Origin of the sequence: Hymenobacter glacieicola, from assembly GCF_014640315.1 — a bacterium.
Taxonomy (GTDB): domain Bacteria; phylum Bacteroidota; class Bacteroidia; order Cytophagales; family Hymenobacteraceae; genus Hymenobacter; species Hymenobacter glacieicola.
This window is the reverse complement of the sequence record NZ_BMGS01000007.1, coordinates 61,144-79,144: the sequence shown is the minus strand read 5'-3', so window position 1 is coordinate 79,144 and position 18,001 is coordinate 61,144. Positions and strand designations below refer to the sequence as shown.

Here is an 18,001-nt window from a genome sequence, read left to right as displayed (position 1 = left end):
GTGGTAGACGTAGGTATAGCAGCAGGATAGAGTAAGCTAGCAGTAGTCATACTTCTGCCTACGTTACTGCATCATGATTTGGATTTTATTGAGGTGTTATAAATTTACTACTGCTTGTCTGTCAGCAGACTATCTTCCGCCTAGAGCAGTTGCCGCAGCGTTGCCCGTCGCCGGAGGCGCAACCAGCTGTCAACAAACTCTGCCAAGTCGGCTTCCGTGACGCTGTTCTGCTGGAGCACTGCAGCCCGGTCGGGACGGCCAGCATCCAAGGAATATAAGGCGACCCAGGCCCGCTGCTGGCGAGTAAGGGTAGTTGTGGCCGGTAGGATAAAAGGCGTAGCGGTTAATGTCATGCAGCAACATACGACAAGGCATATACAGCTGGATTTTTTTAGTTCCTTATTGGCTTATTTTTATTGAAATATTTTTCAATCCTTGTTATAGCGTACTCATAATCAATTATATCCAATTACTAATATCTGCCAGCAAATGCGCGTTACTTAAAAGTAAAGTTTACCTCTGGTGGTGCTGAGTGGGTAGTACCTCCTACACTGGGCGCAACTCCTACCTAACGCAATAATTTTAATACTTCCTGTCCAGCGTGCCAAAGCCCCATGCCAAACAGCACAGCTAGCGGCAGCGCCACGACCACGGATAGCACGTACTGCATAACATGCACGGCCACCTGCTTGCCTTGCTAGTACAGCTCTCGTGCTCCGGCGGAGCGGGGGCGTACGTGCAACTAGCCCCGCAGTAGCAGGTAGGACGACAGAACAAACAGAAACGGGTATTTTATCAGCTGACCTTGCCGCTAAAAAGAGCATCGAAAACCGATCCGACGACAACTTCAGCAATAAACTCCAGCATTTTTTGAATTGATTAGCTGCTGCTACACCGCCACCGGGGCCTTGATGGCGGGCCAGGGGTCGTAGTTTTCCAGCTTGAAGTCCTCGAACTGGAAGCCGAAGATGTCCTGCACGGCGGGGTTCAGATGCATTTGGGGCAGTGGGCGCGGTTCGCGGGTTAGTTGCAGGCGGGCCTGCTCCAGGTGGTTACTGTAGAGGTGGGTGTCGCCGCCGGTCCAAACAAATTCGCCGGGCTCCAGGCCCACTACCTGGGCCATCATGAGAGTAAGCAGGGCGTAGGAAGCAATGTTGAAGGGCACGCCCAGAAACACATCGGCCGAGCGCTGGTAGAGCTGGCAGCTGAGCCGGTTATCGGCAACGTAGAACTGCACCAGGGCGTGGCAGGGCTGCAGCTTCATCTGGGGCAAATCGGCCACGTTCCAGGCGGATAGTACGATGCGGCGCGAATCGGGCGACTGGCGCAGCTGGCGCACGATGTCACTGATCTGGTCGATGGTCTGGCCGTCGGGGCCGGTCCAGGCCCGCCACTGCTTGCCATACACGGGGCCCAGTTCACCGTTTTCATCGGCCCACTCATCCCAGATGCTCACGCCGTGCTCCTTGAGGTAGGCAATGTTCGTGTCGCCGCGCAGAAACCAGAGCAGCTCGTATATGATGCTTTTCAGGTGCACCTTTTTGGTGGTCACCAGCGGAAAGCCTTCCTGCAGGTTGAAGCGCATCTGGTAGCCAAACACCGAGAGCGTACCGGTGCCGGTGCGGTCGGTTTTGCGGGTGCCGTGGTCAAGGATGTGTTGGAGCAGGGTGTGGTACTGGTGCATAGAAAGGAAAGGTGGCGAGGAAGCCACCAAAAGTACAGAAACCCGCCTAGCAGCTTGCACCCGGCCCGCGAATTTCTGCGCGGGGCGGGGCCTAGCGGGCCGTTACGTTGGTTAGCTCAAGGTAGTAATACTGCTGCCCGCCAAACTGCGGTTTAACCGGGCCGGTATAGGCGCGGTACTGGCCGCTGAACGTTACCAGCTGCCCCTCCTGCCGCAGCTCAGCCGGCAAGGAACACACTACCCCATCGTAGACGGAATCAATGGAGCCCGGCACAAAGTAGCTGACTACGTAGGTATTCAGGGCCGAATCGAACACCACGCGCCCCTTCCAGTTATTGGCCCGCATCAGCACGTCGGACGTTGCTGTGCAGGCCGCCTGGGTCGTTTCATCGTCTTTCTTGCAGCTGCTACCACCAAGGCACAGCACTCCGATGAGCAGGTAAGGAAATACTAGTTTCATAGGGCTAGTTTGGCTAGGGTGATGCGTACAGCAGCAGGAGTTGCCGCCAGCAGCCAAAGTTGCATCAGAATGGGCACCGTGGCTAACCGCATTTTTGGCCGGGCGTTTGCGTTCAAAAATTACAAAACTGCCGAGTTGCTATTCACTAGTGCCCATCCTACCTACTGATTATTTGCTCCTGATAAGTTAGTGGCGCAAGCTGAAAGCAAGTTTCTATGGGCACATTGTGCGAGTAATGATTTCAATGAAAACCTCTGTTTCCCAAAGCAAGCTGAGCTACTCGTGTGAGAATAATCGTCGCTTTACCTTTTGGGTTTACCCATCAGCTGAGCCAGCAACTCCTGCAAAGCAGTCAGGCCGTCGGGCCCATACAGGAAGCCGTGGCCGCCGGTGGGCCGGGACGCGAAATGCCACTGCGGCGCTTTGGCGCCGTGCTGCTGATGAATGGCGGCTACCTCTTTGTAGGGAAATACTTCATCATCTTCAGCATTAAGAGAATACAGAGGCGCACCGCCAGCTAGGGTTTGGAAGCGCAGAGGCCCCAGGCTGCTCACGGGCATGGCCGATATGGCGTAGAAACCGGCAAAGCCCTGGGGCTGCTGGCACGCATACCAAAAGGCCGCCGTTCCGCCGTTCGACATTCCGCCCAGATAAATGCGCCGGGCATCTACATGGTAGCGCGTCTGAACCTCAGCCACCATCCGGCGCACCGCCGCCAGCGCTGCCTGGTGCTCCAACCATCCGAACGACTTACGACCATACGGGTAAAGCACAATGGCCCGCTGTTGCTCGGCCGCGCGGAAGATTGGCTCCTGGGCTACCCCTGGGTCATTAATGCGGAACTGCGTGGCACTGGCAACGCCGCCGTGCAAGTACACCAGCAGGGGCGCGGCCGTGGAGGGGTCGTAGCTCGGCGGCACGTATATCAGGTACGGAGCCTGCACAGTGTCGGCCGGCGTAACGTAGCGGGCAAAACCGGGCGGGGCCGCCGCGTACCGCTTCCGGCGAACAGGCGTTGGCAGGGCATTTTGCTGCGTGTTCGTCAGCCACTGCTGGGCCGCCTGCCGGGCCGCCGTTTCGCGCCGCTGGGCATGCGCCTGCATCTGGGCCAGAAAATAAGTCCACTGTGGGGTATCATATAAACTGCGTAAGCCGGCTTCCTGGGCAATGTTGCGCACATCTTGCGCGGTGACGGGCAGCTCGGCAAAACGGGGAATGCGGAGCAGCCACCGCAGGGCCTGGGTGCGTTGGGCCGGGCAGTTGGCCGCCGCTATGGTGCCCGCGAATACATCGAACGGACCGGCTTTGGTGCTATCGGCGAAGGCGGCTTGAAACTCCCGCACGGCCCCGCAGTAGTCCCGCTGGCCCATTTTGGCAGATGCCCGCTGCAACTGCTGGTCGTAGCTCTGAGCCTGGCCGCTACCGGTCCACAGCCCGCTGCATATTCCAACCAGTATACTTATTCGACGCATAGAGAGGTAGTAAGATAGGATAGACTGGCACAAAAAAAGCCACTTTAAGTAAAGTGGCTTTTTGCGCAATAACGTGCTGTTTACAGGGACTTCACGGCGGGCGCGGCGGCCGGAGCGGAAGTAACGGCGGCGGTTTTGGCACCTTTCTTCATGCAGCAGGACGGGGTGCCGGCGGTGGCTTTCGAGCAGGTTTCTTTCTTGCCTTTTTTCCCGTCTTTGCCTTCGTGGGCAGCAGCGGTACCAACGAAAGCAAACAAGGCCAGGGCGAGCAGGGTGTTTTTCATACTAGGGGAAGTTGAGAGGGAAACAAAAGCGGGAAAATAGCGGTTGGCCTCCCTAGTCCGCTGGACAGTCTGCCAGATGGGTAGGGCCGCTTCTAAAGTACACAAATAAAGTACACAAATAAAGTACACGGCGCCGCCCAACTCATCACCTTTCCGGCAACCGGCGCTAGTTTCGCGCCGCCTTCTGGGGGCTACCCCTCCGTAGCTCCCCAACCCTCCGCCGCCCATACGGCGCCGCAGCGGGGCCCGGCTCCGGCCGGTTTTCACTGTTGCGCTACCTCTTATGCCGCTTCGCAAACTCGCTCATCTTACCCTGCTGGCCCTGGGGCTGCTCACGGCCCTGGCCGTGCTTTTCGTGGCCCAGCTGCGCTTTAACTATAATTTCAACGACTTCTACCCCGCCGGCGACCCGGACCTGGACTACTATATGCAGTACTCCGGCCGCTTCGGCAACGACAACGACTACGTGCTGCTGGGCCTGGAAGCTCCGGCCGGCCAAACCGTGTTTGAGCCGCGCTTCCTGACCAAGGTTGACTCCCTCACGCGCTTTATTCAGCAGCGGCGGCACGTCACGCAGGTATCCTCGCCGACCAACGCCGTGAACCCAGTCGTGGAGGGCCTGGGCGTGTTCAACGTGCCCTACCTCCACCCCCAGGACCCCAGCCGCCGCGCCCAGGATTCGGCCTTGGTGTACCGCACGCCGGGGCTGGTGGGCAACCTGATTTCGCAGGATGCTCGGGCGGCCACTATCCTCTTCCAGACCTCGCCCAACCTGAGCAAGCCGCCCGGCGACTCCCTGCTAACGGCCGTGCGCGCGGAGTTGCAGCGCCAGGGCTTTGCCGAAAACCAGTACCACCTGGCCGGTAAAATGGTGGCCCAGTCGGTGTTCGTGGACCGGCTGCAGGTGGAGCTGATGGTGTTTATGAGCCTGTCGGTGGTGCTGGTGACGGGGCTCTTGTGGCTGACGTTCCGGACCTGGTGGGGCGTGGTGCTGCCGCTGGTGGTGGTGCTGGGGGCCATTGTGTGGGGTCTGGGGCTGATGTCGGCCTGCGGAATCAGCATTGACCTGATGACGGCCCTGCTGCCGGTGATGCTATTCGTGGTGGGCATGTCCGATACCATTCACATCATCACGCGCTACGTTACGGAGCTGGGCTACGGGGCCAGCAAGAAGGATTCCTTGCGCATTGCCCTGAAGGAGTCGGGCTTTGGCTCGGGCCTGTCGGCCCTGACCACCAGCATCGGCTTCTTTACCCTGATGACCAGCACCATCCGGCCGATTTACAACTTCGGACTGTTTACGGGCATTGCCGTGCTGCTCACCTTTGCCCTGAGCTTTACCCTGCTGCCGGCCATGCTGGTGCTGCTGGGCAAGCCCCAGCTGCGGGTGCCCCGCGCCGAAGGCCACAGCTGGGACGGTGTGCTGGGCCGCATGTTCCGCGTGGTGCTGGTCCGGCGGCACTGGGTGGTGGCCATCAGCGCCCTGGTGCTGGTCTTGTCGGTGGCCTCGGCCTCGCGCATCCGCATCAACTCCGCCCTGCTCGATGACTTATCGAAAAACGACCCGGTGAAGCTGGATTTTAAGTTTTTCGAGCGGCAGTTTGCTGGCGTGCGCCCGTTCGAGCTGGACTTGAAACCCGCGCCCGGCCGTAGCATTTACGACCTGGCAGTGCTGCGCCAGACCGAGAAAATTGAAGGCTACCTGCACACCACCTACGGGCTGAACTTCGTGGCCTCGCCGGTTACCCTCATCAAATCAGTGCGCAAAGCCCTGAACGGCGGCCTGCTCGCAGAGTACCGCCTCCCCGATTCCGAGGCCGAGCTCCAGCGCCTGACGCGCAAGGTGAAGCTGTTTCGCAAGAAGCCGGAGTTCCGGGCCCTGGCCTTGCCGGATGGCTCCGAGGGGCGCCTCACGGGCCGCATGCCCGACGTGGGCTCCATCCGGGCCGATAAGCTGAACGCCGATTTGCGCCGCTACCTGCGTGCCTCCATCGACAGCACCGTGCTGCGCACCCGCCTCACGGGCTCGGCCAACCTCATCGACAAAAACAACGAAAACCTCACGCTCAACATGATTACGGGCATGAGCATCGACATTGTAATGGTCACGCTCATTGTCCTGCTGCTGTTCCGCTCCCTGCGCATGACCCTGGTGGTGCTGGTGCCCAACCTGGTGCCCATCCTGATTGTGGCGGGCGTAATGGGCGCGGCCGGCGTAAGCATGAAGGTGAGCACCAGCATCATCTTCACCATTGCCTTCGGCATTGCCGTCGATGACACCATCCACTTCATCAGCAAGCTCAAGCTGGTGCTGCTGGAGGAGCCCAGCCTGTTCCGGGCCGTGCGCAAAACCTACCTGATGGCCGGCAAAGCGGTTATCGTCACGTCCCTGATTCTGGTGGGCGGCTTCTCGACCCTGATTTTCTCCTCCTTCGACGGGACGTTTTACGTGGGCCTGCTCATCGGCCTGACCCTGCTGTTTGGGGTAGTGGCCGAGCTGACCTTGCTGCCCATCCTGATTCTGGCCTTCTACCGGCACCGGCCCAAGGAAATCCGTCAGCCGGTACCGGCGCTGGGCGGCTAAGCTGCGCATATCGATACTGCTGGCCGCCCCCGATGCAGTAGGACTTGGACCGGGGGCCCCGTTACCAGTTGAGGTTTAAAAGCACCCTGGGGCAAACTACGGGGCCGGCTTCCCCGTTACTTTGCCCTATGACGAAACGCCTCCTACCCTTTCTCTTTGCCCTTACCTGCGCTGGCGCCCTCGCCCAAACGCCTCCTGCCGCTCCGGCCAACGACCCGCTGCCCCGCCTGATTCAGGAGCGCGAAACCCTGGTGCGCCAGTACGAGGAGGCCAATGCCCAGCGCAACAGCCTGTTCGGCAACAAGCGCAGCAAAAAGGACTTGGAAGAGGTGGCGGAGGCGCTGAAGGGCATTATCCGCAAGGACACCGAAATTGTGCGGGCCGTGCAGGCCGCAACCCTGCGCCGCACCGCCGCCGTGGTAGCCGAAAACCAGCAGGCCCGCCAGCAGATTACGGTGGCCCAAACCGACCAGAGCAGCACCCGCCAACGCTTTTACGACCTGGAAAACCAGATTCAGAACCTGCAGCTGCGCGACAAGCAGCGCGAAAAGAAGCTCCTGGACCTGCAAGCCACCGCCGACGAGGCCACCCAGGCCCGCACCAGCCGGGAGCTGCTGGCCGCCGGTCTGGCCGTGCTCTGCGCTGGCCTGCTCTGGTACGTGCTGCGGCTGCGCAACCGCCTGACCACCGCCCCCACCCGGCGCAAACGGTGAGGTAGTGATTTAGCGACCTAGTGAGTTTGAGGTTCGGCTGGTGCGGTCTTGTGCAATCAAAACAGCAAACTCACTGGAGAGTGTGGACAGTTGTCGAATAAGAACGTCATCCCGAGCGGAGCGAGGAATCTGGCGTGCTGATGTCTGCATAGCATTGTAACGTCAGCACGCCAGATTCCTCGCTTCACTCGGAATGACGTTCTTTTTGTGGCTAAACAGCAGTCAAACAAGCGGACGCCAGATCAAGCAGAACGGAAACGAGATTTTTAGCAAATCTCAAACTCGCTCTACCTCACGGAGTCGTTACATCACTACCTCCCCGCTTCCGTTGCTCACGCCCGCTGCTCAGTACCTGACGTATGCCGAGGCCGTGGCGCTTTACCAGCAGCTGCGCCAGGCCGACATTGACGCCCTGGTAAAAACCTGCGGCCCGCCCACATTTCCTTTCGGTGAGGGCATGTACTACCAGCTGCTGATTGAGCAGGCCGATGCCTCGGCGGCGCAAGCAACGGTGGAAGCTTTTGAGCGGCAGCGCGCTACCCCGCCCGCGCCGCGCTGCCCCCGCTGCGGCGCCCCGGAGCCAATGGCCGTTCCGCGCCCGGCGTGGTGGAAACGCGTGTTCTACGCCGGTACGGCCCTGCACAAATGCCCCCGCTGCGGCGCGGAATTTCCCCTCTGACCTGCTACTTTGCCACGGTATCCTGCCCGCCGCCCCGCGGGCATAACCTTGCTACCACTTGACCTGGACCGAAGCACAGGCCCGCGCCCTTATCACCGACCCCGGCACGCTCAAGCGGGGCCAGGAGCTGGCCGCTCCCGCCAAGTGGAGCAACCTCGGCCAGACCGAAACCGCCGCCTGGGGCGAGTGCAAAGGCAGCGGCAGCACGCCCTACCAAACCGGCATCGACCTGCGGGAGCCGGCTTTCAAATGCTCCTGCCCCAGCCGCGTGTTTCCCTGCAAGCACGGCGCGGGCCTGCTCCTGCTGCTGGCCCGCCAGCCCCAACTGCTGAGTGGCCCTACCCCGCCGCCCTGGCTGGCAGAATGGCTGACCAAGCGCCAGCAAACCACGGGCAAACAGCACGCGAAAAGCGCTTCCCCGGACGCCGACCTATCTGCCTTAACGGAACTGGCCAAACCGGCTACTGCGGGGGCGGCCTCGGAGCCGGAACTGGCCCGCCAGAAGCGGGAAGCGCAGCGCCTGGCCCGCATGCAGCGCGGCGCCGAGGAGCTGGAAACCTGGCTGCTGGACCTGGTACGGGCGGGGTTGGCGGCTACCGAAAGCCAGCCCCTGAGCTTCTGGGAAAACCAGGTCGCCCGCCTCGTCGACAACCAGCTACCGGGGCTGGCCACCACTATCCGGGAGCTGCCGACCCTGCGCCACCAGGGGCCCAACTGGCCCGAGCGCATGCTCGCCCGCCTCGGCGAGCTGTACCTGCTGGTGCGCACCGTGCCGCGCCTGGAGCAGCTCCCCGCCACTACCCGCCAGGAAGTAGTGCAGCAGCTGGGCGTTTCCATCAAGAAAGAAGAAGTTATAGCCACCCAGCCAGGGGTAGTAGATACCTGGTTTGTATTGAGCCAGATAACGACCGAAGAAGAGCGGCTGACGGTGCGCCGCACCTGGTTGCAGGGGCAGGAAACCGGCCGTTTTGCCTTGGCCGTGGAGTTTTCCTTCGGGGGCCAAGCTTTTACCACGCCCCTGATTCCGGCCGGGCGCTATACCGGCAGCCTCTCCTTTTACCCAGGCCTGTTGCCGCTGCGGGCCGTGCCGGGCGAGCTAACCTTCAGCGGCACCTACACGCTGGCCCCGCTCGGCGGCATCGGCCCCGCCCAGCTACTCGACGATTATGCCACGGCCCTGGCCCGCCAGCCCTGGCTGCGGGAACTGCCGGTGCTGCTGGCCGGGGCCGTGCCACACCAAACCACTGGCGGAACCTGGGTGCTGCACTTCCCAGCTCAGGGCTCCACACCCACCAACCTAGGCGCTGCCGAACCGGCTACCGCAGCCGCCGCTCCAGCTACTTCCTTGGACCAGCCGTCAGGCACTGACCTGGTACTCCCGCTGCTCTGCGACGAGCTGACGGGCTGGCAGTTGCGGGCCCTCAGCGGCGGGCACCCACTCACGGTATTTGGCGAGTGGACCGGTGAGGCGTTGCGCCCCCTCGCCTTCTGGCCAGCCCCTCTCCCCGTTCTTACCCCCGCCCGATGATGTCGGAAACTTCGCCCCAAACCCGCACGCCGGCGCTCCAACCGGCCGCCGACTGGCAACGGCTCCTGCGCGTGGCCCTGCTCGGGAGCCGCCAAGCGCCTGAGGCCCTGCCAGATGCGGGCCTCGTCCTGCCCGAGCCGGAAACCCACCCCGATTACCGGGAAAAGCAGCTGTTACTGGCCGCCGGAACCTTATCCTTGATCCGCAAAGCCGGATTCCGGCCCGCTCCCGCGCCAGCCTTGGCCCCCGGTGCTCCTGCGGCCGCCCCCGACGCGGAGCCGGCCCTGGGCCCGGCGGGCGCTCAACTGCTTCAGCAACTGCTGGATGGCACGCACGCCAGCCTGTTGCGCGGTTTCCTAGAAGACCTGCCCCGCCACCAGCGCCGGGTGCCCCACCAGTTGCTGGTCCCATTGCTGGAATACGCCCGCCCCCGCCGCGACGTGCACGCGGCTACGGCCGCCGTGCTGGGCCAGCGCGGCCGCTGGCTGGCCGCCCAAAATCCGGCCTGGCAACCCATTGTAGCCGGTAGTAGCGGGGCTTCTGATGAAACCGTTTGGGAAACTGGCACCCTCTCGGAGCGCGTCGCTTTCCTCGCTCAGCTGCGCGGCCTCAACCCTACCCAGGCGCGCGAATTGCTGGTCGCCACCCTGCCCCAGGAGCCGGCCAAAAACCAGACGGCCTTGCTGGACACCCTTAGCACGGAACTCAGCACTGCGGACGAAGCCCTGTTGGAGCAGTATCTGACCTCGAAAAACAAAGAAGTCCGGCAATCGGCCCGGCTGCTTCTGGTCCGGGTGCCGGGCAGTGGGCTGGTAGAGCGGCTGTGGCGGCGCGCCGAGCCCCTAGTGCAGCTCAAGCGCGGCCTGCTCAGCAAGAAGCTGCTGGTGGAGCTACCTGCCGAAGCCTGGGACAAACCCTGGCTGGCCGACGGCATCGAGCAGCGCGACACCCGATTTGCGGGCGACAAGGCAGCGCTACTGGGCCAGATGTTGGCGCTCCTTCCGCCCGAGAGGTGGTCGGCTCACTGGAACCTTTCACCGGTGAAGTTGCTGGACCTGGCCGCCGGCACCGAGTGGGCTGCCCTGCTGCTCAGCGCCTGGGCCGAAGCCACCCAGCTGCATCAGGACCAGAAATGGGCTATTGCCCTGCTGGAATGGTTTTATGAGCAACCCCGCAAGCAACTAGCTACCTTGCCGGCCGCGGGTATAGCCCAGGTTCTTTCCGCAACTCAGCTGACGGATCTGGTGCTGCCGCTGCTGAACGCTACCCCCCACCTGACTCCGGAAGTTCGCTGGCTGCCCCTGCTGCACCTAGTGCCCGCACCCTGGCCCGAGCGCCTCACCCGCCGCGTGGTGGAGCTGCTGCGCGATGCCCTGAGTCGGCCGGAACAGCTCCACCGCATTCATTACGCCGCCAGCCAGCTGCTGGAGTACATGGCCCGCGTGGTGCCCGCCGCCCAGCACGACCTCTGCGCCCAGCCCCTGCAACCCTTGCTGCAGAACGTGCCCTACCTTCACAACGGCCTGGCCCGCCTGCTCAATGCCCTGCACTTGCGCCAGCAGCTCATCGAAGCCCTGCAGGAACCACCCGGCCCCGGGTAACCAGCACATAGCTCCCTCTTCGGATCAGCCTACCCCAACTTTCTAGCAAACTTTCTCCGATGCCCCTGAATAATCCCGCCGCTGAAATCCTGCGCCCGCACGCCGAGGTGCAATACGCCGAAGAACTCGCTGCCCTGGTCGACCTGGACGGCCGGCCCAAGCCGCCAAACTGGAAACTCTCGCCCTGGGCCGTGGTAACTTATCTGCTGGGCGGCACCCTGGATAACGGGCTGGTCATCGAGCCCAAGTACATCGGGCAGCGGCGGCTGATGGAAATTGCCGTGGCTACCCTGGCCACCGACCGCGCCCTGCTGCTGCTCGGGGTGCCCGGCACGGCCAAAAGCTGGGTTTCCGAGCACCTGACGGCGGCCATCAGCGGGCACTCCAACCTGCTGATTCAGGGCACGGCGGGCACCAGTGAAGACGCCATGCGCTACTCCTGGAACTACGCCCGCCTGATTGCCGAAGGCCCTTCCGCGGCGGCCCTGGTGCCCTCGCCCCTGCTCAAAGGCATGCAGGAGGGCGCCCTGGTGCGGGTGGAAGAACTGACCCGCATTCCTTCCGACGTGCAGGATACGCTCATTACGGTGCTGTCGGAAAAGGTGCTGCCCGTGCCCGAGCTGGCCACCGAGGTGCAGGCCACCCGCGGCTTCAACGTCATTGCCACCGCCAACGACCGGGACAAGGGCGTAAACGAGTTGAGCAGCGCCCTGCGCCGCCGCTTCAACACCGTGGTGCTGCCCCTACCTACCTCCGTCGCCGAGGAAGTGCAGATTGTGCACTCGCGGGTGGAGAAGACCGGCCGGGCCCTGCAGCTGCCGCCCACAACCACCGCCCTGGAGCAAATCAGCCGCCTCGTGACCATCTTCCGGGAGCTGCGCTCGGGCGTGACGGAGAACGGCAAAACCAAGCTTAAAAGCCCCAGCGGCACCCTGAGCACCGGCGAGGCCATTTCCGTGCTCAACAGCGGCCTGACCCTGGCTGCCTACTTCGGCGACGGCACCCTGCAAGCCGCCGACCTGGCCGCCGGCCTCACCGGCGCCGTCATCAAAGACCCCGTCCAGGACCGCGTCGTGTGGCTGGAGTACCTGGAAACCGTCGTAAAGGAGCGCGACGGCTGGAAGGACCTCTACCGCGCCTGCCGGGAAGTAGTGGAGTAGAAAAGTCAATTTTTCCTTGTAATCCATGAAGCTTTATCAAACTCATAAAAATCTTATTCCACTGCTGGCATTATCCGGAGTATGTATTTACACCGTTCTGCTCATTCTCTTCGATAAGGTGTATTACCAAGGCTCGTATTACGACAGAGCATTCAGTGTTCCTCATGACATAGGTTTCGCAGGAGTCGTCGTGAGTTTGCTGGTTTACTTTTTAAAAAGAAGTTTATTCAAGCCTGTCCTCATTTTGACCTTAACCTTGGGGCTGTTCAACTTCGCCAATTTCACTCCCGATAAGACAAGCGTTGGGATAGGCCCGATTGGCATTCAACCTCTTTCACTGTTGTTAATAGCCATTTACTATTTCCTCAATAAACGGAGTGCCCACCGCTTGCTGCGAGCCTACGTGCTTCCGTCGCCCAGCCCACAGAGGCAAGCTGAAAACCGGCTCGAAAGTGTAGCTAAATTCAAATCTGCCTTTGCCAGGAAATCGGACGAAAGCCTGCTGGAAATAGTGCAGAAGCGGGCCGTAGTGCCCGATGCCTTGGAAGCGGCCAAACAGCTTCTGCAGGAGCGAGGTGTAACGGTTTCTTCAAATGCCCACTGACCTGCACCTCTACGGCATCCGCCACCACGGGCCCGGCAGCACCGCCAGCCTGCTCAAGGCCCTGGACGAGTTTCGGCCTGATATGGTGCTGCTGGAATGTCCGGCCGATGGGGAAAAGGCCCTGGCACTGGCGGCCAACCCGGAATTGAAGCCCCCGGTGGCCCTGCTGATCTATAACCCCAAACAGCACGCTCAGGCTACCTTCCTGCCCTTTGCCTACTTCTCGCCCGAGTGGCAAGCCACCCTCTGGTGCCAGCAGCACGGCGCCCACCTGCGCTGCTTTGATCTGCCAATGACCTTGCGCTTTGCCAATGAGGACGTAACACGTAATCGGGAAGAGCTGCTGGAGCCATCGTTTCCAGCGTCAAGCAATCAACCCAACCCGGAAAACGACGCCGCCGAAATAGCGGCCGACAACTCCTCCTTACTAAGTACGAATTCTTCCCTAGAAACCGACCCCATTGCCCACCTGGCCCGCCTCGACGGCTACACCGACGGGGAGCGGTGGTGGGAAGCCCGCATGGAGCACTCGGCTGGCCACGCCGATACGTTTGGGGTAGTGCTGCAGATGATGACGGCCCTGCGGGAGGAGCTGGCCCAGCCCGAATCGGGGGAAACCCTGCTGCGCGAGGCCTACATGCGCGAAACCCTGCGCGCCACCCTCAAGCAGGGCTACCAGCGCGTGGCCGTGGTGTGCGGGGCCTGGCACGCGCCGGTACTGCGTGCGGAGCAGTTGACCGGCTACGCCAAAGACGACAAAGCCCGCCTCAAAGGTCTGAAGAAAGTGCCCACCGAAGCCACCTGGGTGCCCTGGACCTACGAGCGCCTGGCCCGGCAGTCGGGCTACGGGGCGGGCGTACTCTCGCCGGCCTGGTACGAGCTGCTGTTTCAGGAGCCCCACGAGCGGGTCGTCACGCACTGGATGGTGCGGGCGGCTCACCTGCTGCGGGCCCAGCAAATCGATGCCTCGTCGGCTCACGCCATTGAGGGCGTGCGGCTGGCCGAGGCCCTGGCGGCCGTGCGCGGCTTGTCGCTGCCGGGCATTGAGGAGCTGGAAGAAGCCGCCGTCAGCATCTTCGGGGGTGGTTACGCCGAGGCCCTGGAGCTGGTGCACCAGCAGCTGGTCATTGGCGAGAAGCTGGGCGAAGTGCCCGCGGAGCTGCCGGCCTCGCCCCTGCAGCAGGATCTGGCGCTCCAGCAAAAAACCTGGCGCCTTAAGCCCGAGGCCGCCGCGAAAACCTTGGCCCTGGACCTGCGCAAGGACCTCGACCTGGGCCGCAGCCACCTGCTGCACCGCCTGCAGCTGCTGGGCATCCGCTGGGGTAAACCGCAACGCGTGCAAGGCAAAAGTGGCACCTTTCACGAAGTATGGGAGCTGCAATGGCGCCCCGAAATGGTGCTCGGCGTGCTGGAAGCCGGGCGCTGGGGCAACACCGTGCTGGCGGCCGCCAGCGGGGCCGCGGGTCACCGCGCCCAGCAGGCCGCCGATCTGGGCCAGATCAGCGCGCTACTGGAGGAAGCTCTCCGGGCCGACCTCGCCCCGGCCCTGCCCGCGCTGGTATCCCGACTGGAAACCCTGAGCGCCGGCACCCGCGACGTGGCCCACCTGCTCACGGCCCTGCCCCCGCTGATAAACGTGCTGCGCTACGGCAACGTCCGCCGCACCGAAACGGCCCAGGTAGCGCAGGTTGTCCACCACCTGGTGCCGCGCCTGTGCATTTCCCTGCCCCTGGCCTGCACCGGCCTCGACCGGGACGCGGCTAGCCAGCTGCTGGAGCGCCTGGAGGCGGCCCACCAGGCCATCCGGCTGCTACCCCAGGGCCCCACCCAGCAAACCGATTGGGACGCGGCCCTGCACCTCATTGCCCGGCAGCCGGCCAGCAGCGGCCTACTCGCCGGCGCGGCCACCCGCCTACTCTTCGACGCCCAGCAGCTCGCCGCCGATGACACGGCCACCCTGCTTGGGCTGGCCCTGGCCCCCGCCCAACCTACCGACTACGCCACCGCCTGGATTGAAGGCTTCCTGCGGGGGAGCGGCCTGCTGCTCATCCACAACCGAATGCTCTTCGACTTGCTCGATGCCTGGCTTTCCGGCCTGGAAGAAGCCGTTTTCCAGGAAACCGTGCCCCTGCTGCGCCGCTCCTTCGCCGATTTCAGCCAGCCCGAGCGCCAGCAAGTACTAGCCCTGGCCAAAGGCGGCCCCGCCGCCACCGCGGCCCCGGAAGCGGAGGTTGACCTGGAGCGCGGCCTGCGGGTGCTACCAGTATTGCGGGAGTTGCTGGGGGTGTAGGGCACTCGGTAGGAACAACCCTCCCAGACCGTCATGCTTCGGCTGCGCTCAGCATGACGGTCTGGGAGGGTTTGCTTTGATAGCCTTTTACAGCACTAGCTTCTCGGCCCGAAACACATCATCGGCGGCTTGCAACAGCTTGGCGCGAAGCTTGGGGTTATAATTCGGGTGGGCGGCCAGGAAGTCGCGGACGGTGCGGGCGGCGGTGGGGGTTTGGTAGGAGCCCAGGGTAGCCTGCAGCCAGGAATAGGGAAAGAAAATGTCGCCGGTTTGCTGGATTTCTTCGAGCAGGGCCAGGCTTTGGGGCAGGTACTTTTCGGAGGTGGCGGCCCGCAGCGGGTGGTGCAGGTAGGCCAGCGCCGACGTTACCCAGGCTTCCTTTTCGCGGTTCTTTTCGTCGGCCAGGGAGGCAAAGAAGGCGTCGCGCGTCGGCACGTCGGGCGCGAGGGCAGGCAGCAGGAACTCCATGCGTTTTTTGCGGTCGGGGTTCTGGATGCGGGTGAGCTGCCGGGGCAGAATGGGCGCGGCGGCGGGGTAGTCGCGCACGGCCAGCGCCAGGGCCAGGACCGTGTAGTCGTCCTCCGTCAGCTTCACGCCCGCCGGAGCCTGCTGCTGGTCCCAGAGCTGGTAGAGGCGCGTTTGGGCTTCTTTAGTCAGGGCCACCGACTGGTACGCTTTGAACAGCAGCTTCTTGGAATTGGCGGCCGGATTCTGCTGCAGGGCTTGCCAGAGCTCCTTTTCCAGGGCGGGGGCCAGGGCCACGCGCTCCGCCGGCCGCAGCAGCTTCCAGTAGATATCCGTCAGCTGGCCGGTCAATAGCTTCACGTTCAGTTCTTCTTTTTCCTTGGGCAGGGCCTGCCGGTACACCTCCAGCAGCTGCCGCGGCCCGATGCTGCGGCCGTTGAGCATGTTCTCATAGAGGTTCACGTAGGCGGCGGCCCGCGCCACGGGGTTTGGCAGGGTGGCCAGGCCCGCGGCCAGCTGCTTATCCAGCGGAAACACGCCGTAGCCCAGGCCGGTGGAGTTGAACAAAATAAAGGCGGGGGCGGCCTCGCCGGCGGCCTGAGGCACGCTGACTTGGCGCTGGTTCATGTTCACCGTCAGCTCTTTGGTGCGGCCGCCGGGGTACACGAGCAGCACCTCGAACAGCTGGGGCCACAGCCGCTCCGACTTATCCTCGGCCTGCTGGGAAAGCTCCAGGCTGGTAATGCGGCCGTTGCTGATGCTCAGGGCGTAGTCGAAGAGGGGGCGGCCGGGCTGGTTGACCCACACCTGGTTCCAGACCTGTAGGTCGGCGGGGGTACGCTCATCGAGAATCTGGATAAGGTCGGGCCAGGTAGCGTTGCCGAAGCTGTACTTCTGCAGGTACTCCTGCAGGCCCTGCCGGAAGGGTTCCTCCCCCATCAGGCGCTCCAGCTGGCGCATCATAATGGGCGCTTTGTGGTAGATGATGTTGCCGTAGAGCGAGCCGGCATCTTTCAGATTATCCAGCTCCTGCCGGATGGGGTTGGCCCCGCTAGTGCGGTCTATGCCGTAGGCGGCGGGGTAGTGGTCGATGACGAACTTGAGGTCGTAGTTGGAACCCGAAACGGCCACCTGCGTGATTTTATCGGCCATGAAGTTGGCAAACACCTCCTTCATCCACACATCGTTAAACCACTGCATGGTCACTAGGTCGCCAAACCACATGTGGGCCGTTTCGTGGGCAATGAGGTTGGAACGGCTGATTTTCTGGTCCTGGGTGGCGCCTTCGTCCAGGAACAGCGTGCTGGCTTTGTAGTCAATGGCCCCGACGTGCTCCATGCCGCCGTACTGAAAATCGGGCAGGGCCACGAAGTCGAACTTGCGGAACGGGTACGGAATGCCGGTGTAGTCCTGCAGAAACGTCAGCGCGTCGGCGTGAATCCGGAAGATGGGGTCCAGGCTCAGGCGCAGCTTGTCCTTATCGGTTTCCCGGTGCAGAAACTGCATTTCCCTACCCTCTACGCGCCGCGAAACCCGCGTGAACTTGCCGGCCGCAAACGAGAACAGGTAGGTGCTGATGGTATCCGAAGGCGCAAACCGCAAGGTTTTAGTGCCGGCCGCTACCGTGGAATCCTGCAGGGGGCCGTTGGCCAGGGCCTGCCAGGTGGTGGGCAGTGTGAGGGTTAGCGTGAAGGAAGCCTTGAGGTTGGGTTGATCGAAAACCGGAAACACCGTGCGGGCGCGGTCGGGCACCAGCAGCGTGTACAGGAAGTCCTCGTTGCGGTTGAGGCTCTGGTTGCCGGCCACGAACTCCAGGCTTACCTCATTCAGGCCGGTTTGCAGGCGGGCGGCGGGTAGCACGAGGTGCTCGTCGTGGTGGTCGATGGCCACGGGCTGGCCATTCACCACGACACGTTTCAGGTTGGCCGTCTGCTCCTTGAAATCGAGCTGCACGGGCTGGCGGGCATCGGTGAGGTGGAAGCGGACGGTTTCGGTGGCGGCAATGGGCGCGGCTTTGCCGGCCGGAATGGTCAGGTGCAGGTCGTAGCCCAGGCGGGAAATGCGCCGGGCCCGGTCCTGGGCCAGCTCCTGACTGACGCCCGGCACCACGGCCACCGGCGCGGGGGTAGCAGCGGCAGTTGTAGCAGCAGAAGGGGAGTTGGTCACCGCCAGGTTTTTGGCGCAAGACACCAGGCCCAGGCCCAGCAGGAACACGCAGCGGCGCGCCCCGTTACTATATGGAAGCTTCATGCAGAAAGGAATGCCATCAGGTCGAAACCCCCAAGATAAACCAGATTCTGTTGCACGTTCTATTAGATTACGCTGGTCAAAGCAGACCTACCGCTACCCTTGGCCGAGGTAGAGACGCAATATCTTGCGTCTCGTCGTTGAACAACTGGCCTGCAACGGTTCTTGGTAAACAACCTCAGCAACAACAAGACGCAAGATGTTGCGTCTCTACCTCGGCCAAGGGCAGC

14 protein-coding genes are annotated in these 18,001 nt (G+C 62.6%); 8 read left to right on the top strand and 6 right to left on the bottom strand.

The annotated features are described in order from the left end of the window. Positions 1 to 140: 140 nt before the first annotated feature. The 5 genes from IEW18_RS13755 to IEW18_RS13735 all read right to left on the bottom strand — a co-directional run bounded on the left by IEW18_RS13755 (position 141) and on the right by IEW18_RS13735 (position 3,900). Positions 141 to 353, bottom strand: coding sequence for a hypothetical protein (locus IEW18_RS13755; RefSeq protein WP_188558441.1), 213 nt, complete (start codon positions 351 to 353; stop codon positions 141 to 143). A gap of 536 nt (positions 354 to 889) precedes the next feature. Next, the gene (locus tag IEW18_RS13750; protein ID WP_188558440.1) at positions 890 to 1,684 is read right to left on the bottom strand and encodes a thymidylate synthase; all 795 of its coding nucleotides are present in this window, start codon (positions 1,682 to 1,684) and stop codon (positions 890 to 892) included. Positions 1,685 to 1,775: 91 nt separating this feature from the next. Then, complete coding sequence (locus IEW18_RS13745; RefSeq protein ID WP_188558439.1) at positions 1,776 to 2,144, bottom strand: hypothetical protein; 369 nt, start codon at positions 2,142 to 2,144, stop codon at positions 1,776 to 1,778. A 302-nt stretch (positions 2,145 to 2,446) separates the two neighbouring features. Further along, on the bottom strand, positions 2,447 to 3,616 hold the full coding sequence (locus tag IEW18_RS13740; RefSeq protein WP_188558438.1) for a carboxylesterase family protein: 1,170 nt from the start codon (positions 3,614 to 3,616) through the stop codon (positions 2,447 to 2,449). Between the two features lie 80 nt (positions 3,617 to 3,696). Then, positions 3,697 to 3,900 (bottom strand): hypothetical protein, encoded by a 204-nt coding sequence (locus IEW18_RS13735; protein WP_188558437.1) that lies wholly within the window; start codon positions 3,898 to 3,900, stop codon positions 3,697 to 3,699. Positions 3,901 to 4,183: 283 nt separating this feature from the next. On the opposite strand from IEW18_RS13735, the gene IEW18_RS13730 reads away from it, so the two are divergent. From IEW18_RS13730 to IEW18_RS13695, 8 genes are all read left to right on the top strand, one after another. Further along, a complete protein-coding gene (locus tag IEW18_RS13730; protein WP_188558436.1) occupies positions 4,184 to 6,484 on the top strand; it encodes an efflux RND transporter permease subunit in 2,301 nt (766 codons plus the stop codon). A 128-nt stretch (positions 6,485 to 6,612) separates the two neighbouring features. Next, positions 6,613 to 7,197 carry a hypothetical protein gene (locus tag IEW18_RS13725; protein WP_188558435.1) on the top strand — a complete coding sequence of 195 codons (585 nt, stop codon included), beginning with the start codon at positions 6,613 to 6,615 and terminating at the stop codon, positions 7,195 to 7,197. Positions 7,198 to 7,525: 328 nt separating this feature from the next. Then, positions 7,526 to 7,876 (top strand): hypothetical protein, encoded by a 351-nt coding sequence (locus IEW18_RS13720; RefSeq protein WP_188558434.1) that lies wholly within the window; start codon positions 7,526 to 7,528, stop codon positions 7,874 to 7,876. A 58-nt stretch (positions 7,877 to 7,934) separates the two neighbouring features. Then, a complete protein-coding gene (locus tag IEW18_RS13715; protein WP_188558433.1) occupies positions 7,935 to 9,404 on the top strand; it encodes an SWIM zinc finger family protein in 1,470 nt (489 codons plus the stop codon). Next, positions 9,401 to 11,005, top strand: coding sequence for a DUF5691 domain-containing protein (locus tag IEW18_RS13710; RefSeq protein ID WP_188558432.1), 1,605 nt, complete (start codon positions 9,401 to 9,403; stop codon positions 11,003 to 11,005). The genes IEW18_RS13715 and IEW18_RS13710 overlap by 4 nt, the downstream gene beginning before the upstream one ends. Before the next feature lie 59 nt (positions 11,006 to 11,064). Further along, positions 11,065 to 12,165 (top strand): ATP-binding protein, encoded by a 1,101-nt coding sequence (locus tag IEW18_RS13705; protein ID WP_188558431.1) that lies wholly within the window; start codon positions 11,065 to 11,067, stop codon positions 12,163 to 12,165. A gap of 25 nt (positions 12,166 to 12,190) precedes the next feature. Then, complete coding sequence (locus IEW18_RS13700) at positions 12,191 to 12,769, top strand: hypothetical protein (RefSeq protein ID WP_188558430.1); 579 nt, start codon at positions 12,191 to 12,193, stop codon at positions 12,767 to 12,769. Continuing rightward, positions 12,759 to 15,059: a DUF5682 family protein gene (locus IEW18_RS13695; RefSeq protein ID WP_188558429.1), complete on the top strand. Its 2,301-nt coding sequence runs from the start codon at positions 12,759 to 12,761 to the stop codon at positions 15,057 to 15,059. The genes IEW18_RS13700 and IEW18_RS13695 overlap by 11 nt, the downstream gene beginning before the upstream one ends. An 87-nt stretch (positions 15,060 to 15,146) precedes the next feature. On the opposite strand, the gene IEW18_RS13690 is transcribed toward IEW18_RS13695, so the two are convergent. Further along, the gene (locus tag IEW18_RS13690; RefSeq protein ID WP_188558428.1) at positions 15,147 to 17,774 is read right to left on the bottom strand and encodes a M1 family metallopeptidase; all 2,628 of its coding nucleotides are present in this window, start codon (positions 17,772 to 17,774) and stop codon (positions 15,147 to 15,149) included. Between the last annotated feature and the right edge of the window lie 227 nt (positions 17,775 to 18,001).